We start from the raw sequence: 14900 nt of genomic DNA on the forward strand, positions 1-14900 counted from the left end.
CGTCTATCGCGCCAGTGCGGAGTATCCTCGAGCTGGACGTCGCGACTACACGTCCACGTTGGCCGATAGCGAGTTGTCCTGGATGAACTCGCGGCGCGGCTCGACCACGTCACCCATCAGCTTGGTGAAGATGTCGTCGGCCTCGTCGACCTCCTTGACCTTCACCTGGAGCAGCGTACGGGCCTCGGTGTCGAGCGTGGTCTCCCAGAGCTGTTGCGGGTTCATCTCGCCGAGGCCTTTGTAACGCTGCATGTTGATGCCCTTGCGGCCGGCATCGGTGACCGCCTCGAACAAATCGACCGGGCCATGGATCACGGTCTGGACGTCGCCACGGCGCAAGGCGCCGGGCTTCGCATAGGCCTCCTGCAGGCGGGCCGCATATTCGTCCAGCTTGCGGGCATCGACGGACGCGAGCAATGCGTCGTCGATGACGGCAACGTCCTTGACGCCCCGCACGGTGCGCTCGAAGGCGAAGCCCTGGCCCTCGACGAAGTGGCCGATCCAGCCGCGCTCGACCTCGTCGGCCAGCACGTCGAGCCGTTTTGCGATGTAGGCGGCCGCGGCGTCCGCCGTCGGGATGTCGCGGGTGATATCCGGGCGCAGCACGCCGGCGATCGCGGCCTGCTCGACGACCTTGCGGTCGTAGCGCGTGTGCAGGTTACGCAGGATGTTGCGGACGAGACGCGCTTCCTCGACCAGCGCCAGGAGGTCACGCCCCTTGCGCTCCTCGCCTTCCGCTGTCTTGAACACGCAATCGTCGAGGCCGGTGCCGATCAAATAGTCCTCGAGCGCGCGCTCGTCCTTCAAATACTGCTCGGACTTGCCGCGCGTGACTTTGTAGAGCGGCGGCTGGGCGATGTAGAGGTGGCCGCGATCGATGATCTCGCGCATCTGCCGGTAGAAGAAGGTCAGCAGCAGCGTGCGGATGTGGGCGCCGTCGACGTCGGCGTCCGTCATCACGATGATCTTGTGATAGCGCAGCTTGTCGATCGAGAACTCGTCGCTGATGCCGGTGCCGAGCGCGGTGATCAGGGTGCCGATCTGCTCGCTCGACAGCATCTTGTCGGGGCGCACGCGCTCGACGTTGAGGATCTTGCCGCGCAGCGGCAGCACCGCCTGGAACTCGCGGTTGCGGCCCTGCTTGGCGCTGCCGCCGGCCGAGTCACCCTCGACGATGAAGAGCTCGGACTTGGCCGGATCCTTCTCCTGGCAGTCGGCGAGCTTGCCGGGCAGCGAGGAGACGCTGAGCGGGCTCTTGCGGGTCAGCTCGCGCGCCTTGCGCGCGGCCTCGCGTGCCGCCGCGGCCTGGATCACCTTGCCGACGATGGTCTTGGCCTCGCCAGGATGCTCCTCGAACCAGGCGGCGAGCGCCTCGTTCAGAACGTTCTCGACCACGGGACGCACTTCCGAGGACACCAGCTTGTCCTTGGTCTGCGACGAGAATTTCGGATCCGGCACCTTCACGGAAAGGACGGCGGTGAGACCCTCGCGACAGTCGTCGCCGGTCAGCGCGATCTTCTCCTTCTTCGCATTGGCCTCGGCGTAGCCGTTGACCTGGCGCGTCAGCGCGCCGCGGAAGCCGGCGAGATGGGTGCCGCCGTCACGCTGCGGGATGTTGTTGGTGAAGCACAGCACGTTCTCATGATAGCTGTCGTTCCACCACAGCGCAGCTTCCACCGTGATGCCGTTGACCTCCGAGCGCACCATGATCGGCGCCGGAACGATCGCCTTCTTGTTGCGGTCGAGATATTTGACGAACTCCTCGACGCCGCCGTCGTAATGCATCTCCTCGCGCTTCTCGACCGCGTGGCGCATGTCGGAGAGCACGATGTTGACGCCGGAATTGAGGAAGGCGAGCTCGCGCAGGCGATGCTCGAGCGTCGCGTAGTCGTATTCGACGTTCTTGAAGGTCTCCGTCGAGGCCAGGAACGTCACCTCGGTGCCGCGCTTGCCCTTGGCCTCGCCGACCACTTCCAGCGGCGCAATCGCGTCGCCATGGGCGAACTCGATGAGATGCTCCTTGTCGTCGCGCCAGACCCGAAGCTGCAGCTTGCTCGACAGCGCGTTGACGACGGAGACGCCGACGCCGTGCAGTCCGCCGGACACCTTGTAGGAGTTCTGGTCGAACTTTCCGCCGGCGTGCAGCTGGGTCATGATGACCTCGGCGGCGGACACGCCTTCGCCCTTGTGAATGTCCACGGGAATGCCGCGGCCGTCGTCGCGCACGGTGACCGAATTGTCCGGATTGAGCACCACCTCGACCGCGGTGGCGTGACCAGCCAGCGCCTCGTCGATCGCGTTGTCGACGACCTCGTAGACCATGTGATGCAGGCCGGAGCCGTCATCGGTGTCGCCGATATACATGCCCGGGCGCTTGCGCACGGCATCCAGGCCCTTCAACACCCGGATCGATTCTGCGCCGTATTCGTTCGCGGTTGCAGGCTCGTTGTCGGCGATGGTTTGCCGGGCGGGTTCGGTCATGTGGGGCCTTCGGAAGGGGTGGTCGAATCGGCATTGCAGATCGCATGCCGAGAGCGCTCTTTCTCTCACGAAAGAAGCCACGCGCCTAGCGCAAAGTGGCCCGTCGTAAGACATTGAAGAGATAGCGCTTTTTAACGGTTTTTCAAGGCCTGGCGAGGGTCGTTTTCGTCCCCTCCGAAAGCCGGATTCAGGCCATTCCCGCGGCTGGTTTTGAGGCGTGCAGCGGGGCGCTTTCGCGTGCGATTCAGGGCACGAGTCACGCGTGACGCGGCAGGTGCCGCCTCAGTAGAGCGGGAGCGGCAGGGCGGTGCCACCCGGGCCAACCATGAGGCCCCAGGCATCGCCGGCGGCGAGCTCCAGCGTGTCGATCACGGCGGGCCGGCGGGCGATCTTCAGCTCGTAGCGGTGCTTGCCTGGCGGCAGGTCGAGCAGCGGGCCCTTGGGCGATTGCGGGCTGCCGGTGCCGGCCGCGATCCTGATCGTCTGCCCGTTGATGGTCAGCACGGCGTCGGTGTCGCCGATATTGCCGAGCATCAGCTTGGCCCGGCCAGGCTTCGGCAGGATGCCGGCCTTGGCCGCCGCTTCTGCATTCCTTTGCACCAGGTTGACCGAGGTCTCGCCTTTGGCGCGCCCGAGCGTGAGCACGGCGGGTCCCTGCGACGAGGTAAAGGTGAGCCGGACCCGATCGGGGCTGGCCTGCGCGTCCTCGGGCTTCTCCCGCCAGCCGAGCCTGGTCAGCTCGGCGCGGTAGAAGGCCGTGACGGCACCGAGCTCGGCCGGGACGCTGGCCTCCAGCTCCAGCCGCAGCGGCGTGTCCATTCCCGGCGCCCTGGACCGCGACAGCGCGGTCGCGCTGTGCTGCTTCGGCACCGGCAGCGCCGAGTCGGGATCGGCCTCGAGCGGCGTCGCGTCCTTGGCCGGTCGGGCCGCGGCCGAAGGCCTGGCGGCGGCGAGCAGGCCGGTGCCGTCGGCCGTGACGTTCACCTTGGGGCCCATCTGCATGATCGTGAACGCCACCGACTTGCCCTTCGCCGAGAACTCCAGGCGCGCCATGGTCGGATTGTCGATCACGGTCGGCGCCTCCTTCCAGCCGGCCGTCTTCAACGTGGAACGGAAGAAGCCGGCGAGTGTCTTCACCGACGAAGCCGACTTGAACGCGAGCTGTCCCCGGTCGCCATCGAAGCTCACGGCCTCGGCGGTCTCGGGCAGCGCGATCGGCGCCGGATTGCCGGCCAGCGGCTTCACGGGCGCATCCGACATGGCGCCGGCCTGCACGGCGCGGCGCGCCTCGTCGGCGGCGATCACCTGCTTGGCCATCGCGGCGGCATCCGCCATGAACCTGTCGTCGGCGTCCTTCTTCGCCTTGGCGCGGGCGGCCAGGGCGGCTTCGGTGGTGCGCATCGACAGCTCGACCATGGTGAGATCGTACTTGCGGGACAGCTTCAGCGTCCCGTTGTCCTCGGGCGCGACGACCTTGAGCGTGACCTCGTCCGGCGTTCCCGGACCGGCCGTCTCGATCCGCCAGCCGCGCGCGGGGATCTCCCGCGTGTAGAAGGCGAGCACGGCCGGCAGCTCGGCGATGACGGCGCCATTGGCCTGGCGGCTCGACGAGGCCGCGCTGCCGAGGCTTTGCGACCACTTGGTCGGCTTCGGCATCGGCAGGCCGGCGTGGTCGTCGCCGGCTTCGAGGGTGGAGGGTAGCGCGAATGGCGCGATCCGGATCTCGACATGGGTCCGGCCGTCGTCGCGCCGGGTCAGCGTCAGCATCACCGGATTCTGCCGGCGATAACCGTCGCCGTCGTCATGGCCGTAGAAGGCGCGCACGCCGCCCGGCGCGGTCTCGCCCAGATCGGCATTGGGCCAGCGCGCGGCGGCCTCGGCCGTCAGCGGCTGCCAGCCGAGGGCGGACATCTCCTTGCGGAACAAGGTCAGCGCCGCATCCAGCGTCATCGGCGCGATGCATGACAGATAAGGCCGCGTCTCGTCGAACACGATGTCAGCAGCGCCATCGGGGAACGGCAAATTGGCGTAGATCCGCTGCGGCGAGTAGGTCACCTCCGACTGCCCGGCGCGGCCGGCGCTGCCTGTGAAGAAGACCAGGAGCCCCTGCTTGTCCTTCTTGTAGCTGAGCGTCGGATTGCGCTCTTCGAGCGGCCTGACATAGCGCACCCAGCCGTCGGCGCCGAGCAACTGCTGCGTGGCGGCATTGGCCGCTGCGACAGGCGCCGGCAGACGATAGATGGCGCGGTAGCGATCGGGATGCGACGTGTCTTCCACCGCACCCTCGAGCCGCGGCAGCGCGTGGACGTCGACGATGGCGTCGTCGGCGCGCGCAGGTCCGGCACAGCTCGCGAGCAGCAACAGCCCGCACGCAAACCGACTCAGCCGCGGCGCGGCGATGGCCTGCTGCCAAAGCTCTGACATCATCGATCTCCGGGATTTCGAGTTCGGGGCGCTTGTGCCCTCGGGCTCTGGAGGAGAGCGGTTGGCGCCGGCGTGCCATCCAACGACAACTAGTCGAACCGGCGAACTGATAGGTTCAACGGCGGAATGAGCTACCGCCGCGCGCTGATCCGCCCCGCCTCGACGTCGAAGATCTCGCCGAGCTCGCGTAGTTCGGCAAACGCCGCGGGATCGGCGCCGGTCAGCCATACCTGGGCACCGAGCGTGCCGAGCTCGGCGAACAAAGCGGTGCGGCGGCCGGGATCGAGATGGGCGACGATCTCGTCGAGCAGCAGCATCGGCACGATGCCGGTGGTTTCGGCGACCAAGGTCGCATGCGCAAGGATGAGGCCGATCAGCAGCGCCTTCTGCTCGCCGGTCGACGCGTCGCGCGCCGGCATGCTCTTCGGCGCATAGACGACATGGAGATCGGTGAGATGCGGACCGTCGAGCGTGCGGCCGGCGGCGGCATCGCGCGCGCGATTGTCGCGCAGGACAGCGCGATAGCGGTCCTCGACGGCGAGGGCCGGCTCGCTCAGCAGCGCATTCTCCATCCAGCCGTCGAGCGCGATCTCGGCGGACGGGAACGCCGAGGCTTGTCCGCGCTGGCGCAGCATCGCGGCGAGCTTCACCGCGGTCTGGCCGCGGCTCGCGGCGACGGCGACCGCGAGCTCCGCGGTCTCGCGCTCGATCGCGTCACACCAATGATCGTCGAAATTGCGGACCTCGAGCAGCCGGTTGCGCGAGCGCAGCGAGCGCTCCAGCGCCGACACCCGGCTCGAATGTTCGCTGTCGATCGCGAGCACCAGGCGGTCGAAGAAGCGCCGCCGCTCGGAGGCCGCGCCCATGAACAGGCCGTCCATCGAAGGCGTCAGCCACACCATGCGGATGTGATCGCCGAAGGCGGCCGCCGAGCCGACCGGTTCGCGGTCGATGCGGCAGCGGCGTGTTGTGCTCGCATCGCTGCGCGGCGGCTCGATGCCGGTGCCGAAGGTCGTCAGCCCCAGCGCGCCCTCGACCTCCGCCGAGACCGCCCACGACCCGTCGCCCTGGTTGTCGGCGACGTCCTCCAGGGTGGCACGGCGCAGGCCGCGGCCCGGCGCGAAGAACGAGATCGCCTCCAGGCAATTGGTCTTGCCGGCGCCGTTGGCCCCGACCAGCGCGACCATGTCCGCCTGCACGCTGACGCTGGCAGCGCGATAGCTGCGAAAATGCGTCAGCGCGAGACGGTGGATGCGGGAGGGGGTCATGGGGTGGAGTTGCAAGCCCAGTTCTGTCATTGCCGGGTTTGACCCGGCAATCCATCGTCCGCGTCAGCGGACCATTTCATCATAGAGATCGCGCCAGTCCGGGTAGTTTGCGACGATCAAGTCGACCTTCCATTCGCGTGACCAGTGCTTGATGTTCTTCTCACGTTGCAGCGCCGCCGCGATTGTTTCATGCGCCCCGAAATAGACGAGGCGCTCGATGCCATAGCGGCGCGTAAAGCTCTCGGCGAGACCTTCGCGGTGCTCATAGACGCGCCGGACGAGATCATTGGTCACGCCGACATACAGCGTGCCGCCCGGCTTGCTCGCGAGGATGTAAACCCAGTAGGCCATTTGTAAGGATGGATGGCCGGGTCAAGCCCGGCCATGACGGGTTAAACTCGATCTCGCAGAAGTCTCGCCTCACACCCGCATCGGCATCAGCACGTACAGCGCATTCCTGTTGTCGCGGTCCTGGATCAATGTCGGCGAGCCTGGATCGGCGAGCCGGAGCACGGCGACCTCGCCCTCGATCTGGGCAGCGATGTCGAGCAGATAGCGCGAGTTGAAGCCGATATCGAGCGCGTCGGCGGCGTATTCAACCTCGAGCTCTTCGGTCGCGCTGCCGGAATCCGGATTGGTCACCGACAGCACCAGCTTGCCGGGCGCCAGCGCCAGCTTCACGGCGCGGCCGCGCTCGGAGGAAATGGTGGAGACGCGGTCGACGGCGGCGGCGAAATCGGCCTTGTCGACGACCAGCTCCTTGTCGTTGTTCTGCGGAATGACGCGGCCGTAATCCGGGAAGGTGCCGTCGATCAGCTTCGAAGTCAGCACCACCTGCCCCAAGGTGAAGCGGATCTTGCCCTGCGACAGCTCGATCCTGATCTCGCTGTCATTGTCCTCGATCAGCCGCTGCACCTCGCCGACGGTCTTGCGCGGCACGATCACGCCGGGCATCTCGGCGGCGCCGGCCGGCTGCGGCAGGTCGACCTGGGCGAGGCGGTGACCGTCGGTGGCGACGGCGCGCAAGGTCGGCTGCTTGGCGGTGCCGCCGGCGTGCAGATAGATGCCGTTCAGGTAATAGCGCGTCTCCTCGGTGGAGATCGCGAACTGCGTGCGGTCGATCAGGCTCTTGATGTCCTTGGCGGGAACCCCGAACGCATGCGTCATGTCGCCTGCGGCGAGATCCGGGAAGTCGCTCTCCGGCAGCGTCTGCAAGGTGAACTTGGAGCGGCCGGCGCGGATCGCGAGCACCGCGCGCTCGCCGTCGCTCTCCAGCACGATCTGCGAGCCGTCCGGCAGCTTGCGGACGATGTCGTAGAACATGTGCGCCGGAACTGTGGTCGAGCCCGCGGTGGCGGTCTCGGCCGCCAGGGTTTCCGTCACTTCGAGATCGAGATCGGTCGCGCGCAGCGACAGCCGGGCATTCTCGGCGCGCACCAGCACATTGCCCAGGATCGGGATGGTGTTGCGGCGCTCGACCACACGATGGACGTGGCCCAGCGACTTCAGGAGCTGTGCGCGTTCGACGGTCACCTTCATTGTATTATACCCGCCCGTTCCAACTGAGCTTGTCCTGGAATGCCGGCGGGCTATAGCAGCGCCGCGGCCGATGGCACCTCGCGCCCGAACGGCGCTTGGCCAGCGTCCAGGAGCGTGAGGGGGAGGCGTAAAGTGGCGCGGATGGGGCTCAAGCGCAAGGGATGCGGAGCCGATTTCCCATGTTTCGGCAGGCTCTTCCGTGACCCGGAGGCGGGGGCCGAGCATGACGTCCGAGGACAGCGTCGAACGGCCGGGACAACGGCCCGGCTGGGGGCGAACCTTCTGTCCGCTCCCCTGGCCGTGCGTGCCCTCTAATCCTGCAACTGGCGCTTCAGCGACTCGACTTCGTCGTTCAGCGCGACGTCCTTGCCGACGAGCGCCTCGATCTTGCGCACCGCATGCAGCACGGTGGTGTGGTCGCGCCCGCCGAAGCGGCGGCCGATCTCGGGCAGCGAGCGCAGGGTCAGCGTCTTGGCGAGGTACATCGCGACCTGGCGCGGGCGCACCACGTTGGCGGTGCGGCGCGACGACAGGAGGTCGGAGCGGCTGACGTTGTACTGCCGCGCCACGACGCGCTGGATGTCCTCGATCTTGATGCGCTTCGGTTCCTGCGGCCGCACCAGGTCGCGCACCTCGCGCTCGGCCATGTCGAGCGTGACCGGCTGGTTGTTGAGCTTGGAATGCGCCAGCAGGCGGTTGATCGCGCCCTCGAGATCGCGGCCGTTATGGGTGATGGAGCGGGCGAGATAGTCGAGCACCGGCTCCGGCACGTCGAAGCTCGCATGATGGGCGCGGGCCGCCGCGACGCGCGACTTGAGAATGCCGAGGCGCAGATCCTCGCCCAAAGTTGCCATCTCGACGACGAGGCCGCCGGCAAGCCGCGAGCGGACGCGATCATCGAGACTTTCGAGGTCGGACGGCGGCCGGTCGGCTGCGATCACAACCTGACGCCCCGCGTCGATCAGCGCATTCAGCGTATGGCAGAACTCCGCCTGGGTGGATTTGCCCTGCAGGAACTGCAGGTCGTCGATCACCAGCACGTCGATGCCGCGCAGCGCCTCCTTGAAGGCCAGCGCCGTCTGCGATTTCAGCGCTGCGACGAAGCCGTACATGAATTTCTCGGCGGTGAGGTACAGCACCTTGCGTTCGCCGCCGGCGTTGCCGGCCCAGGTCACGGCCTGCAGCAGATGCGTCTTGCCCAGCCCGACACCGGCATGGATGTAGAGCGGGTTGAACATCACGGGATCGCCGCGGCGACCGTCGGCGACCTGGCGCGCCGCCGCATGGGCCAGCGTGTTGGCGCGGCCGACGACGAAGCTGGCGAAGGTCAGCCGCGGATCGAGCGGCGAGCCGCCGAGCGCATCATGGCTCGTGGCGAGCGAAGCCGCAGCCGACGCCGTTCGCGCGTCGGCGCTGGTCGCCGGCCTGGCGTCGTTGCGTTCGGCGCGGCGGGCTTCGACGGCGACGGGAGCTTCCTTGACCGGCGCCGCGCAGCGCATCGCGGTGCGAACGGACAGATCGATACGGTGCACCTCCGGCATCTCGGCCTGCCAGCACGACAGCACGCGCTCGGCATAATGCGCCTGGATCCAGCTCTTCAGGAAACGCGTCGGCACCGACAGATGAACGCTTTCGTCCTGGACGGCTTCGAGGTCCATCCGCGCGAACCAGCTCGTATAGACGTCCTCGCCGACGGTCGAGCGCAGCCGACCCTTCACGCGAGACCAGCGTTCCTGTTCCGAATTTGTCATGGCAGTCGCAACTTTTCGAATTGAGTGGTGGTGTCGTGTGATCGCCGGGCAGACGTCCCGTGAAAGGACACGTGTGCCGCAGCGAGACCTCGAGCGGAGGCTCAACTCCAGACATGGCTCGCCGTTCGGCGTGGACGCCGTCGGGCCATCAATGCTGGTGGAAGAAGCTTCTCCGCGAGGTCAGCGCATACTCAGATGCGCGATGGACGCGGGAGGGCCGATCGCCGTGCTGGCAATGGCCGGGCTGGAGATGTCGATCACTTCAGTGTTGACCGCCAAGGGTGCGTTGTCCGGAACCAGCCTATAGTGTGTGCCCGCAATGTGTCCGTAAAACATGCAACCTCCCCGCCCTGCCGTGATTGCTCACGGCAAGTTGTCATCCCAATGCCGCCGCGCCCGAACCCCAAGATTCAGCCGCACCGCCGTACATCCCCGTCCAACTTGTCCACTCGGTGAGCGAAGCCGCCACGAGCTCCAGCCGGGTCGACCGATGTCGTATTTCTCTTGTTCAAAGCGGCGCAACGATGATGCTGCGCCCGAGAAATTTCGACAAAGTTCGATCGTTCCCCATATTGCTATGGGTACAGATCCGGCCATCGCTTTGGAAAGCGTCGCCAACGCGCACACCGCCGCCGATTTGCACGTCCGCCCCGTTTCTAAAACCGCGCTGGTCTCAAGATCGTGGGCGCCGCGAGTGATTAAAGAAATACACGATGCGTCAGGACTCGCAATCCATAAGATCGGAGCACGCGTTACGAGTCTTCGCAGCGGTTGCGACGCGGTGTTGCGCGTTAAGAAAGCAACGTTTTGAATCATCGCGAGGAATCTCGGATGTGACAAACAACATCGTCTGCCCAAAATTTCTTCATAATTTTTTTATGTTTCGACCGGCCTCACCCGCTTTTCCAATCACTTGGTCGCGCTATGCACTTAAGTCATTTTCGAAACGATGTTTTTCGCGATTGCTCGAAGCGGGTAACTCCCGCGATGCGCGGTGCGCAAAGTGAGCGGCGCATCGCGCGCTCTTGACATCGATGCGCAAGCGCGGCGCGCAGATTCGCAGCTGTTTCAGATGAGACAATATTGTCACTGCGTAAAAATACGGAACTTCGTGTAGTTCCGACGGAACATGTGTCAGGCGCGCACGACATCGCGCGGGTTCCACCACGCGCGAAGATCGTATTCGCGATGCGATATCACCATCAAGATGTGACCATCAAATGGAGAAGGCGCGGCGAGCGATGGAGGGATGCGCGACAGCGGAACGCGCAATTGAAGATGGCACAAAAGAAAAGCCCGGCGCGAGCCGGGCTGTTTGCATCTTGATAGTTCGTTAGCCGCGCGGTCGCGTCACTTTGCGAGCTTGGCGATCTGATGCGTGAGGCGCGACACTTTGCGGCTCGCGTTGTTCTTGTGAATGATGTTGCGCTGCGCGGCGCGCATCAGCTGCGGCTCGGCATTGGCCATCGCCTTCAGCGCGGCGTCGCGATCGCCCTTCTTGATCGCGTCCTCGACGGAGCGAACCGCGCCGCGCATCTGGGTGCGGCGCGACTTGTTGATGATGGTGCGGCGGGCAATCTTGCGCGTCGCCTTCTTCGCGGAAGTCGTGTTGGCCATGCTCTCAAATATCCTTCGGCGGCGAGCAGTCGCCGCTCTTGCGGGTACGCGCGCGGCCCGCTTGACGCGGCCCCATCGACGCGGTGGGTTGTTCGGACGCCTCTCTGAGAATGCCATGACCGGAGCGGGTGCTCGGCGGATCGGCGCTGCTCAAAGAACAGCGGCGGCGGGATTGCGCCCACCGCCAATGGCGACCTTATAGGGGCAGCCCTGCCGAGCGTCAACGGTCTCGGAGCGGCCCGCGGCGGCCGGAATCGACCAAAAGCCGGTTCTAAGCCCCTGACGAGGTTGAATTTCTGCGGGGCCCCCGCTATGGCCTTGCTGCCCGCAAGGGCGAGCGAGAGAGGGCAGGTGAGGCATGATCCGCGGTTTTTTCCGTCTGGTAGGGCTGTTGCTGCTGGCCGGAAGCTTCATCTTCCTGGTCTATGACGGCGCGCGCTGGGTGGCCGACCAGACCCTGCAGTTCACCCGTTTCGGCCAGCTCTGGAACGACGTCCACCAGGCGAGCCAGGCCGCCTTCAAGGCCTGGATCGAGGCCAAGGCCCCGTTCCTGTGGGAGTGGATCGTCAAGGTATTTTTGGACCAGCCAGTGTTTGCGGTGCTTGGCCTGCTCGGAATCCTGCTGATGCTGCTGTTCCGGCCGCGCAAGCCGCTGATCGGCTACGGGCGCGACTGAGCGCGGCTGTTCGTCTCGCCGCGCCGGCAGCTGTCTTGGATTCCGCTGGCAGCGCGGCGCGGGAACCGCTGGCGCGGCGTAACAGCGCTACTGCCGGACCCGTAGAGCCCTATATATTCCCCTGACAAGAGGTCATCGCGCCGTGGGCCGTCCCGCGGGCGCTGGCCATGAGCGGAGACATCCCATGTTCTTCATGCGCAAAGCCCCTGTCATGCCGTCTGCCGCCGAGGCGCTGCCCGGCCGCGCTCAGCCGATCCCCACCGCCGCGACGCATTTCGTCAACGGTCGCCGCCTGTTGCCGCCCTATCCGGACGGCCTCGAGCAGGCCGTGTTCGGGCTCGGCTGCTTCTGGGGCGCGGAGCGCAAGTTCTGGCAGCTCGGTGACGGCATCCACGTCACCGCCGTCGGCTATGCCGGAGGCCATACGCCAAACCCGACCTACGAGGAGGTGTGCTCGGGGCAGACGGCGCACACGGAGGTCGTGCTGGTGGTGTTCGATCCCAAGATCATGTCCTACGAGCGCCTCCTGAAGACGTTCTGGGAGAGCCACGACCCGACCCAGGGCATGCGTCAGGGCAACGACGTCGGCACGCAATATCGCTCGGCGATCTACACGTTCAGCGACGCGCAGCGCGAGGCGGCCGAGGCGTCGAAGACGGCCTACGAGTCGGCGCTGCGCGCCAAGGGGCTCGGAGCGATTACGACGGAGATCGTCCCGGCAGGGCCGTTCTATTTCGCCGAGGATTATCATCAGCAGTACCTGGCCAAGAATCCGGCCGGATATTGCGGCCTGGGCGGAACGGGCGTCGCGTGCCCGATCGGAGTCGGCGTGAGCGCATAGGCAGGCTGAGCGCGCCCGATCACGGTGAACATTGGATCCCTCTCCCACGCCGTGGGAGGGGGATTTTTTCGGGCGGCTTTGACCGTCGCCCGCTTGCGACGGGGACTACACGCGCCAACGGTTTGTTAACCTTAACCGCGCATGACTAGCGCACATCCTCATTCAAGGATTGTTCGAGTGCGCGCGTTGTTTGTTCCGGTCATTGCCGTCCTGTCCGCGATCCTGTTGTCGGGCTGCATGCAGACGATCTCCCCCGTCGCTGCCGTCCAGCCGCAGAGCGATCTCGACGCGATGGCCTATGGAACGCCTTCCACCGGCCCGGTTGCCGCCACCGGGCAGGGCGGGGCGATCCCGGCGCTGCGCAACTCGTTCGCTGCCGCCACCGGCGCAGGCGCCTATGTCGTTCCCGCCGGCTATGCGCCGGCGCGCCGCGACTCCGCCTATCATCTCGACGCCGGCGACAAGCTGCGCGTCGTCGTCTACGGCCAGGAGGGCCTGACCAACACCTATGCGATCGATGCGTCCGGATCGATCACGATGCCGCTGATCGGCAGCGTGCCGGCGCGCGGCCGCACCACCGCCGGCCTCGCTGCCGAGATCACCGCCAAGCTGCGCAACGGCTACATCCGCGAGCCCTCGGTGGCCGTCGAGATCGAAGCCTATCGCCCGTTCTTCATCCTCGGCGAGGTGCAGGCGCCCGGCCAATACCCCTACGTGCCCAACATGACGGTGGAGAGCGCGATCGCGATCGCCGGCGGCTTCTCGCCTCGGGCGCGGCGCGACGTCGTCACCCTGACCCACACCGATGCTTCCGGAGCCGCGCGCTACGAGGTGCCGCTCGGCACCTCGCTCAAGCCGGGCGACACCATCCAGGTCGGCGAGCGCTGGTTCTGATCTCCGCACGAGTGATTGCGGCTCAACGCCTACCTGAGCACCTGCGTCGACCCGACGCTGAGTGACGCGAGGCTCCCCGCAATGACGGTGGTTGGACGTTTAGCGCAGGTGCTGCGCAAAGAACGCCAGGCTGCGCGTCCAGGCGAGATCGGCGCTCGGCTGGTCGTAGCTGGCGCGCTCGTCGCAACCGAACCCGTGCTGTGCGCCGGGATAGACGAAGATCTCGACGTCCGGCCGCTTGGCCTTGATGGTCTCGACGTCGCGCAAGGGGATGCCCGCGTCCTTCTCGCCGAAATGTAGCTGGGTCGGCACCGTCGGCTTGTCGTCGGCGAACCGCGCGACAGCGCCGCCATAATAGCCGACGGCAGCGCGGAGGTCCGACAGCTTGGTCGCAGCCGCATAGGCGATGCTGCCGCCGAGGCAGAAACCGATGATGCCGACCGGCCCGACATTCTTCACGCCGTCGATCGCGGCCTGGGTGTCCCGCAAAAAGGCCGCCCAATCCGGATTGGCGACGAACTTGCGCGCGACCGCGATCTCGTCGGGCGAATAGCCTGAGGTGAAGCCGGGCTCGACGCGGTCGAAGATCGCCGGCGCGATGGCAACGTAACCCGCGGCGGCGAGGCGGTCGCAGACGTTGCGGATGTGATGGTTGACACCGAAGATCTCCTGGATGACGACCAGCGCGCCCTTTGCAGTTCCCGTCGGATCGGCGCGATAGGCGCCGAGCTGGAAGCCGTCGGATGCCGTCAGCTTGATATCTTGTCCCACGTTCTGTCCTCTTGCGGTCGTCAGGCGCGCGTCAGCGCCACATCCAGTTGGTGCCGTAGTCCTCTTTCCAGCCGGTCAGCCGTCCCCTGCGGAACTTCAGGTAGAGGCGGTGATGGTGCGGGACCAGTCCGCTGCCGCCGAGATTACGCAGTGCCAGAAAGGTCTCGTTGCCGGGCGCGCCGTTCAGATAGATCAACGGCTGCTCCAGCACGCGCGATGTCTCACCGACATCCATGCCGAAGGCAAGCGGCGTGACGTTGGATAACGTCGCTGTGAAAGGCGCGTCGGCGACGCCGAGCGTCTGCCCCGCCGCAGCAGGGCTTACGGCCGACAGGCTCGGCAGCATGGCCGCAGCCAGGCACAGCGTCATGCGTACGGATGGTCTCATGGGCCGAAATCTCCTTTCGCTGTCGGCGTTGGCTGCATCTCTTCTTAGCGTGCCCGGCGTCACCAGCCCAGCATCGTTCGCGCTGCACAACACAAATGCCGTTTCATGTGGCAGGCCGGCGTTCAAATCCCGTTGCGTCGCCGTCGCAACGCGATCATTCTTATGATGGCTGGCATCTATCCGGTGGGTCCCAGCGAATCGATAAAACCGAACTTCGCCGTAAGCGAAGTCGCACGCCGGGCGGGGAAGA

Annotated in this window: 13 protein-coding genes; 4 read left to right on the top strand and 9 right to left on the bottom strand. The window is 66.1% G+C overall.

Annotation, left to right across the window (positions count from 1 at the left end):
- Positions 1 to 45: 45 nt before the first annotated feature.
- The 6 genes from gyrB to dnaA all read right to left on the bottom strand — a co-directional run bounded on the left by gyrB (position 46) and on the right by dnaA (position 9463).
- Positions 46 to 2481: a DNA topoisomerase (ATP-hydrolyzing) subunit B gene (gyrB, locus tag QX094_RS13115; RefSeq protein ID WP_316187944.1), complete on the bottom strand. Its 2436-nt coding sequence runs from the start codon at positions 2479 to 2481 to the stop codon at positions 46 to 48.
- A 282-nt stretch (positions 2482 to 2763) separates the two neighbouring features.
- The gene (locus QX094_RS13120) at positions 2764 to 4905 is read right to left on the bottom strand and encodes a hypothetical protein (protein ID WP_315825635.1); all 2142 of its coding nucleotides are present in this window, start codon (positions 4903 to 4905) and stop codon (positions 2764 to 2766) included.
- Positions 4906 to 5036: 131 nt separating this feature from the next.
- Complete coding sequence (gene recF, locus QX094_RS13125; protein ID WP_315751815.1) at positions 5037 to 6173, bottom strand: DNA replication/repair protein RecF; 1137 nt, start codon at positions 6171 to 6173, stop codon at positions 5037 to 5039.
- 63 nt (positions 6174 to 6236) lie between these two features.
- Entirely contained in the window at positions 6237 to 6524 is a 288-nt protein-coding gene (locus QX094_RS13130) for a GIY-YIG nuclease family protein (RefSeq protein ID WP_316183720.1), read from the bottom strand.
- Between the two features lie 69 nt (positions 6525 to 6593).
- The gene (gene dnaN, locus QX094_RS13135) at positions 6594 to 7712 is read right to left on the bottom strand and encodes a DNA polymerase III subunit beta (protein WP_315751817.1); all 1119 of its coding nucleotides are present in this window, start codon (positions 7710 to 7712) and stop codon (positions 6594 to 6596) included.
- Positions 7713 to 8023: 311 nt separating this feature from the next.
- A complete protein-coding gene (dnaA, locus tag QX094_RS13140) occupies positions 8024 to 9463 on the bottom strand; it encodes a chromosomal replication initiator protein DnaA (protein ID WP_315715023.1) in 1440 nt (479 codons plus the stop codon).
- 490 nt (positions 9464 to 9953) lie between these two features.
- Here dnaA and QX094_RS13145 point away from each other — a divergent pair, with 490 nt between their 5' ends.
- Positions 9954 to 10274, top strand: coding sequence for a hypothetical protein (locus QX094_RS13145; RefSeq protein WP_315715025.1), 321 nt, complete (start codon positions 9954 to 9956; stop codon positions 10272 to 10274).
- Positions 10275 to 10813: 539 nt separating this feature from the next.
- Here the strand turns inward: QX094_RS13145 and rpsT are convergent.
- Positions 10814 to 11080, bottom strand: a complete 267-nt coding sequence (gene rpsT, locus QX094_RS13150) for a 30S ribosomal protein S20 (RefSeq protein WP_315715026.1) — start codon at positions 11078 to 11080, stop codon at positions 10814 to 10816.
- Positions 11081 to 11438: 358 nt separating this feature from the next.
- On the opposite strand from rpsT, the gene QX094_RS13155 reads away from it, so the two are divergent.
- The 3 genes from QX094_RS13155 (at position 11439) to QX094_RS13165 (ending at position 13491) form a co-directional block, all read left to right on the top strand.
- On the top strand, positions 11439 to 11756 hold the full coding sequence (locus tag QX094_RS13155) for a hypothetical protein (protein WP_315715027.1): 318 nt from the start codon (positions 11439 to 11441) through the stop codon (positions 11754 to 11756).
- A gap of 184 nt (positions 11757 to 11940) precedes the next feature.
- On the top strand, positions 11941 to 12597 hold the full coding sequence (msrA, locus tag QX094_RS13160; RefSeq protein ID WP_315751818.1) for a peptide-methionine (S)-S-oxide reductase MsrA: 657 nt from the start codon (positions 11941 to 11943) through the stop codon (positions 12595 to 12597).
- Positions 12598 to 12774: 177 nt separating this feature from the next.
- On the top strand, positions 12775 to 13491 hold the full coding sequence (locus QX094_RS13165) for a polysaccharide biosynthesis/export family protein (RefSeq protein ID WP_315715029.1): 717 nt from the start codon (positions 12775 to 12777) through the stop codon (positions 13489 to 13491).
- Positions 13492 to 13590: 99 nt separating this feature from the next.
- Here the strand turns inward: QX094_RS13165 and QX094_RS13170 are convergent, their stop codons facing one another.
- Positions 13591 to 14262, bottom strand: coding sequence for a dienelactone hydrolase family protein (locus QX094_RS13170; RefSeq protein ID WP_316173558.1), 672 nt, complete (start codon positions 14260 to 14262; stop codon positions 13591 to 13593).
- A gap of 31 nt (positions 14263 to 14293) precedes the next feature.
- A complete protein-coding gene (locus QX094_RS13175; RefSeq protein ID WP_409977940.1) occupies positions 14294 to 14608 on the bottom strand; it encodes a hypothetical protein in 315 nt (104 codons plus the stop codon).
- Positions 14609 to 14900: the final 292 nt, after the last annotated feature.

The organism is Bradyrhizobium sp. SZCCHNS1050 (assembly GCF_032484785.1).
Taxonomy (GTDB): Bacteria; Pseudomonadota; Alphaproteobacteria; order Rhizobiales; family Xanthobacteraceae; genus Bradyrhizobium.

What these genes read in the sequence shown, in the direction of transcription:
- msrA (WP_315751818.1), top strand. Translation starts at nt 11,941, where the DNA reads ATGTTCTTCATGCGCAAAGCCCCTGTCATGCCGTCTGCCGCCGAGGCG.
- dnaA (WP_315715023.1), bottom strand. Translation starts at nt 9,463, where the DNA reads ATGACAAATTCGGAACAGGAACGCTGGTCTCGCGTGAAGGGTCGGCTG.
- rpsT (WP_315715026.1), bottom strand. Translation starts at nt 11,080, where the DNA reads ATGGCCAACACGACTTCCGCGAAGAAGGCGACGCGCAAGATTGCCCGC.
- QX094_RS13145 (WP_315715025.1), top strand. Translation starts at nt 9,954, where the DNA reads ATGTCGTATTTCTCTTGTTCAAAGCGGCGCAACGATGATGCTGCGCCC.
- QX094_RS13155 (WP_315715027.1), top strand. Translation starts at nt 11,439, where the DNA reads ATGATCCGCGGTTTTTTCCGTCTGGTAGGGCTGTTGCTGCTGGCCGGA.
- recF (WP_315751815.1), bottom strand. Translation starts at nt 6,173, where the DNA reads ATGACCCCCTCCCGCATCCACCGTCTCGCGCTGACGCATTTTCGCAGC.
- QX094_RS13130 (WP_316183720.1), bottom strand. Translation starts at nt 6,524, where the DNA reads ATGGCCTACTGGGTTTACATCCTCGCGAGCAAGCCGGGCGGCACGCTG.
- gyrB (WP_316187944.1), bottom strand. Translation starts at nt 2,481, where the DNA reads ATGACCGAACCCGCCCGGCAAACCATCGCCGACAACGAGCCTGCAACC.
- QX094_RS13175 (WP_409977940.1), bottom strand. Translation starts at nt 14,608, where the DNA reads ATGCTGCCGAGCCTGTCGGCCGTAAGCCCTGCTGCGGCGGGGCAGACG.
- dnaN (WP_315751817.1), bottom strand. Translation starts at nt 7,712, where the DNA reads ATGAAGGTGACCGTCGAACGCGCACAGCTCCTGAAGTCGCTGGGCCAC.
- QX094_RS13120 (WP_315825635.1), bottom strand. Translation starts at nt 4,905, where the DNA reads ATGTCAGAGCTTTGGCAGCAGGCCATCGCCGCGCCGCGGCTGAGTCGG.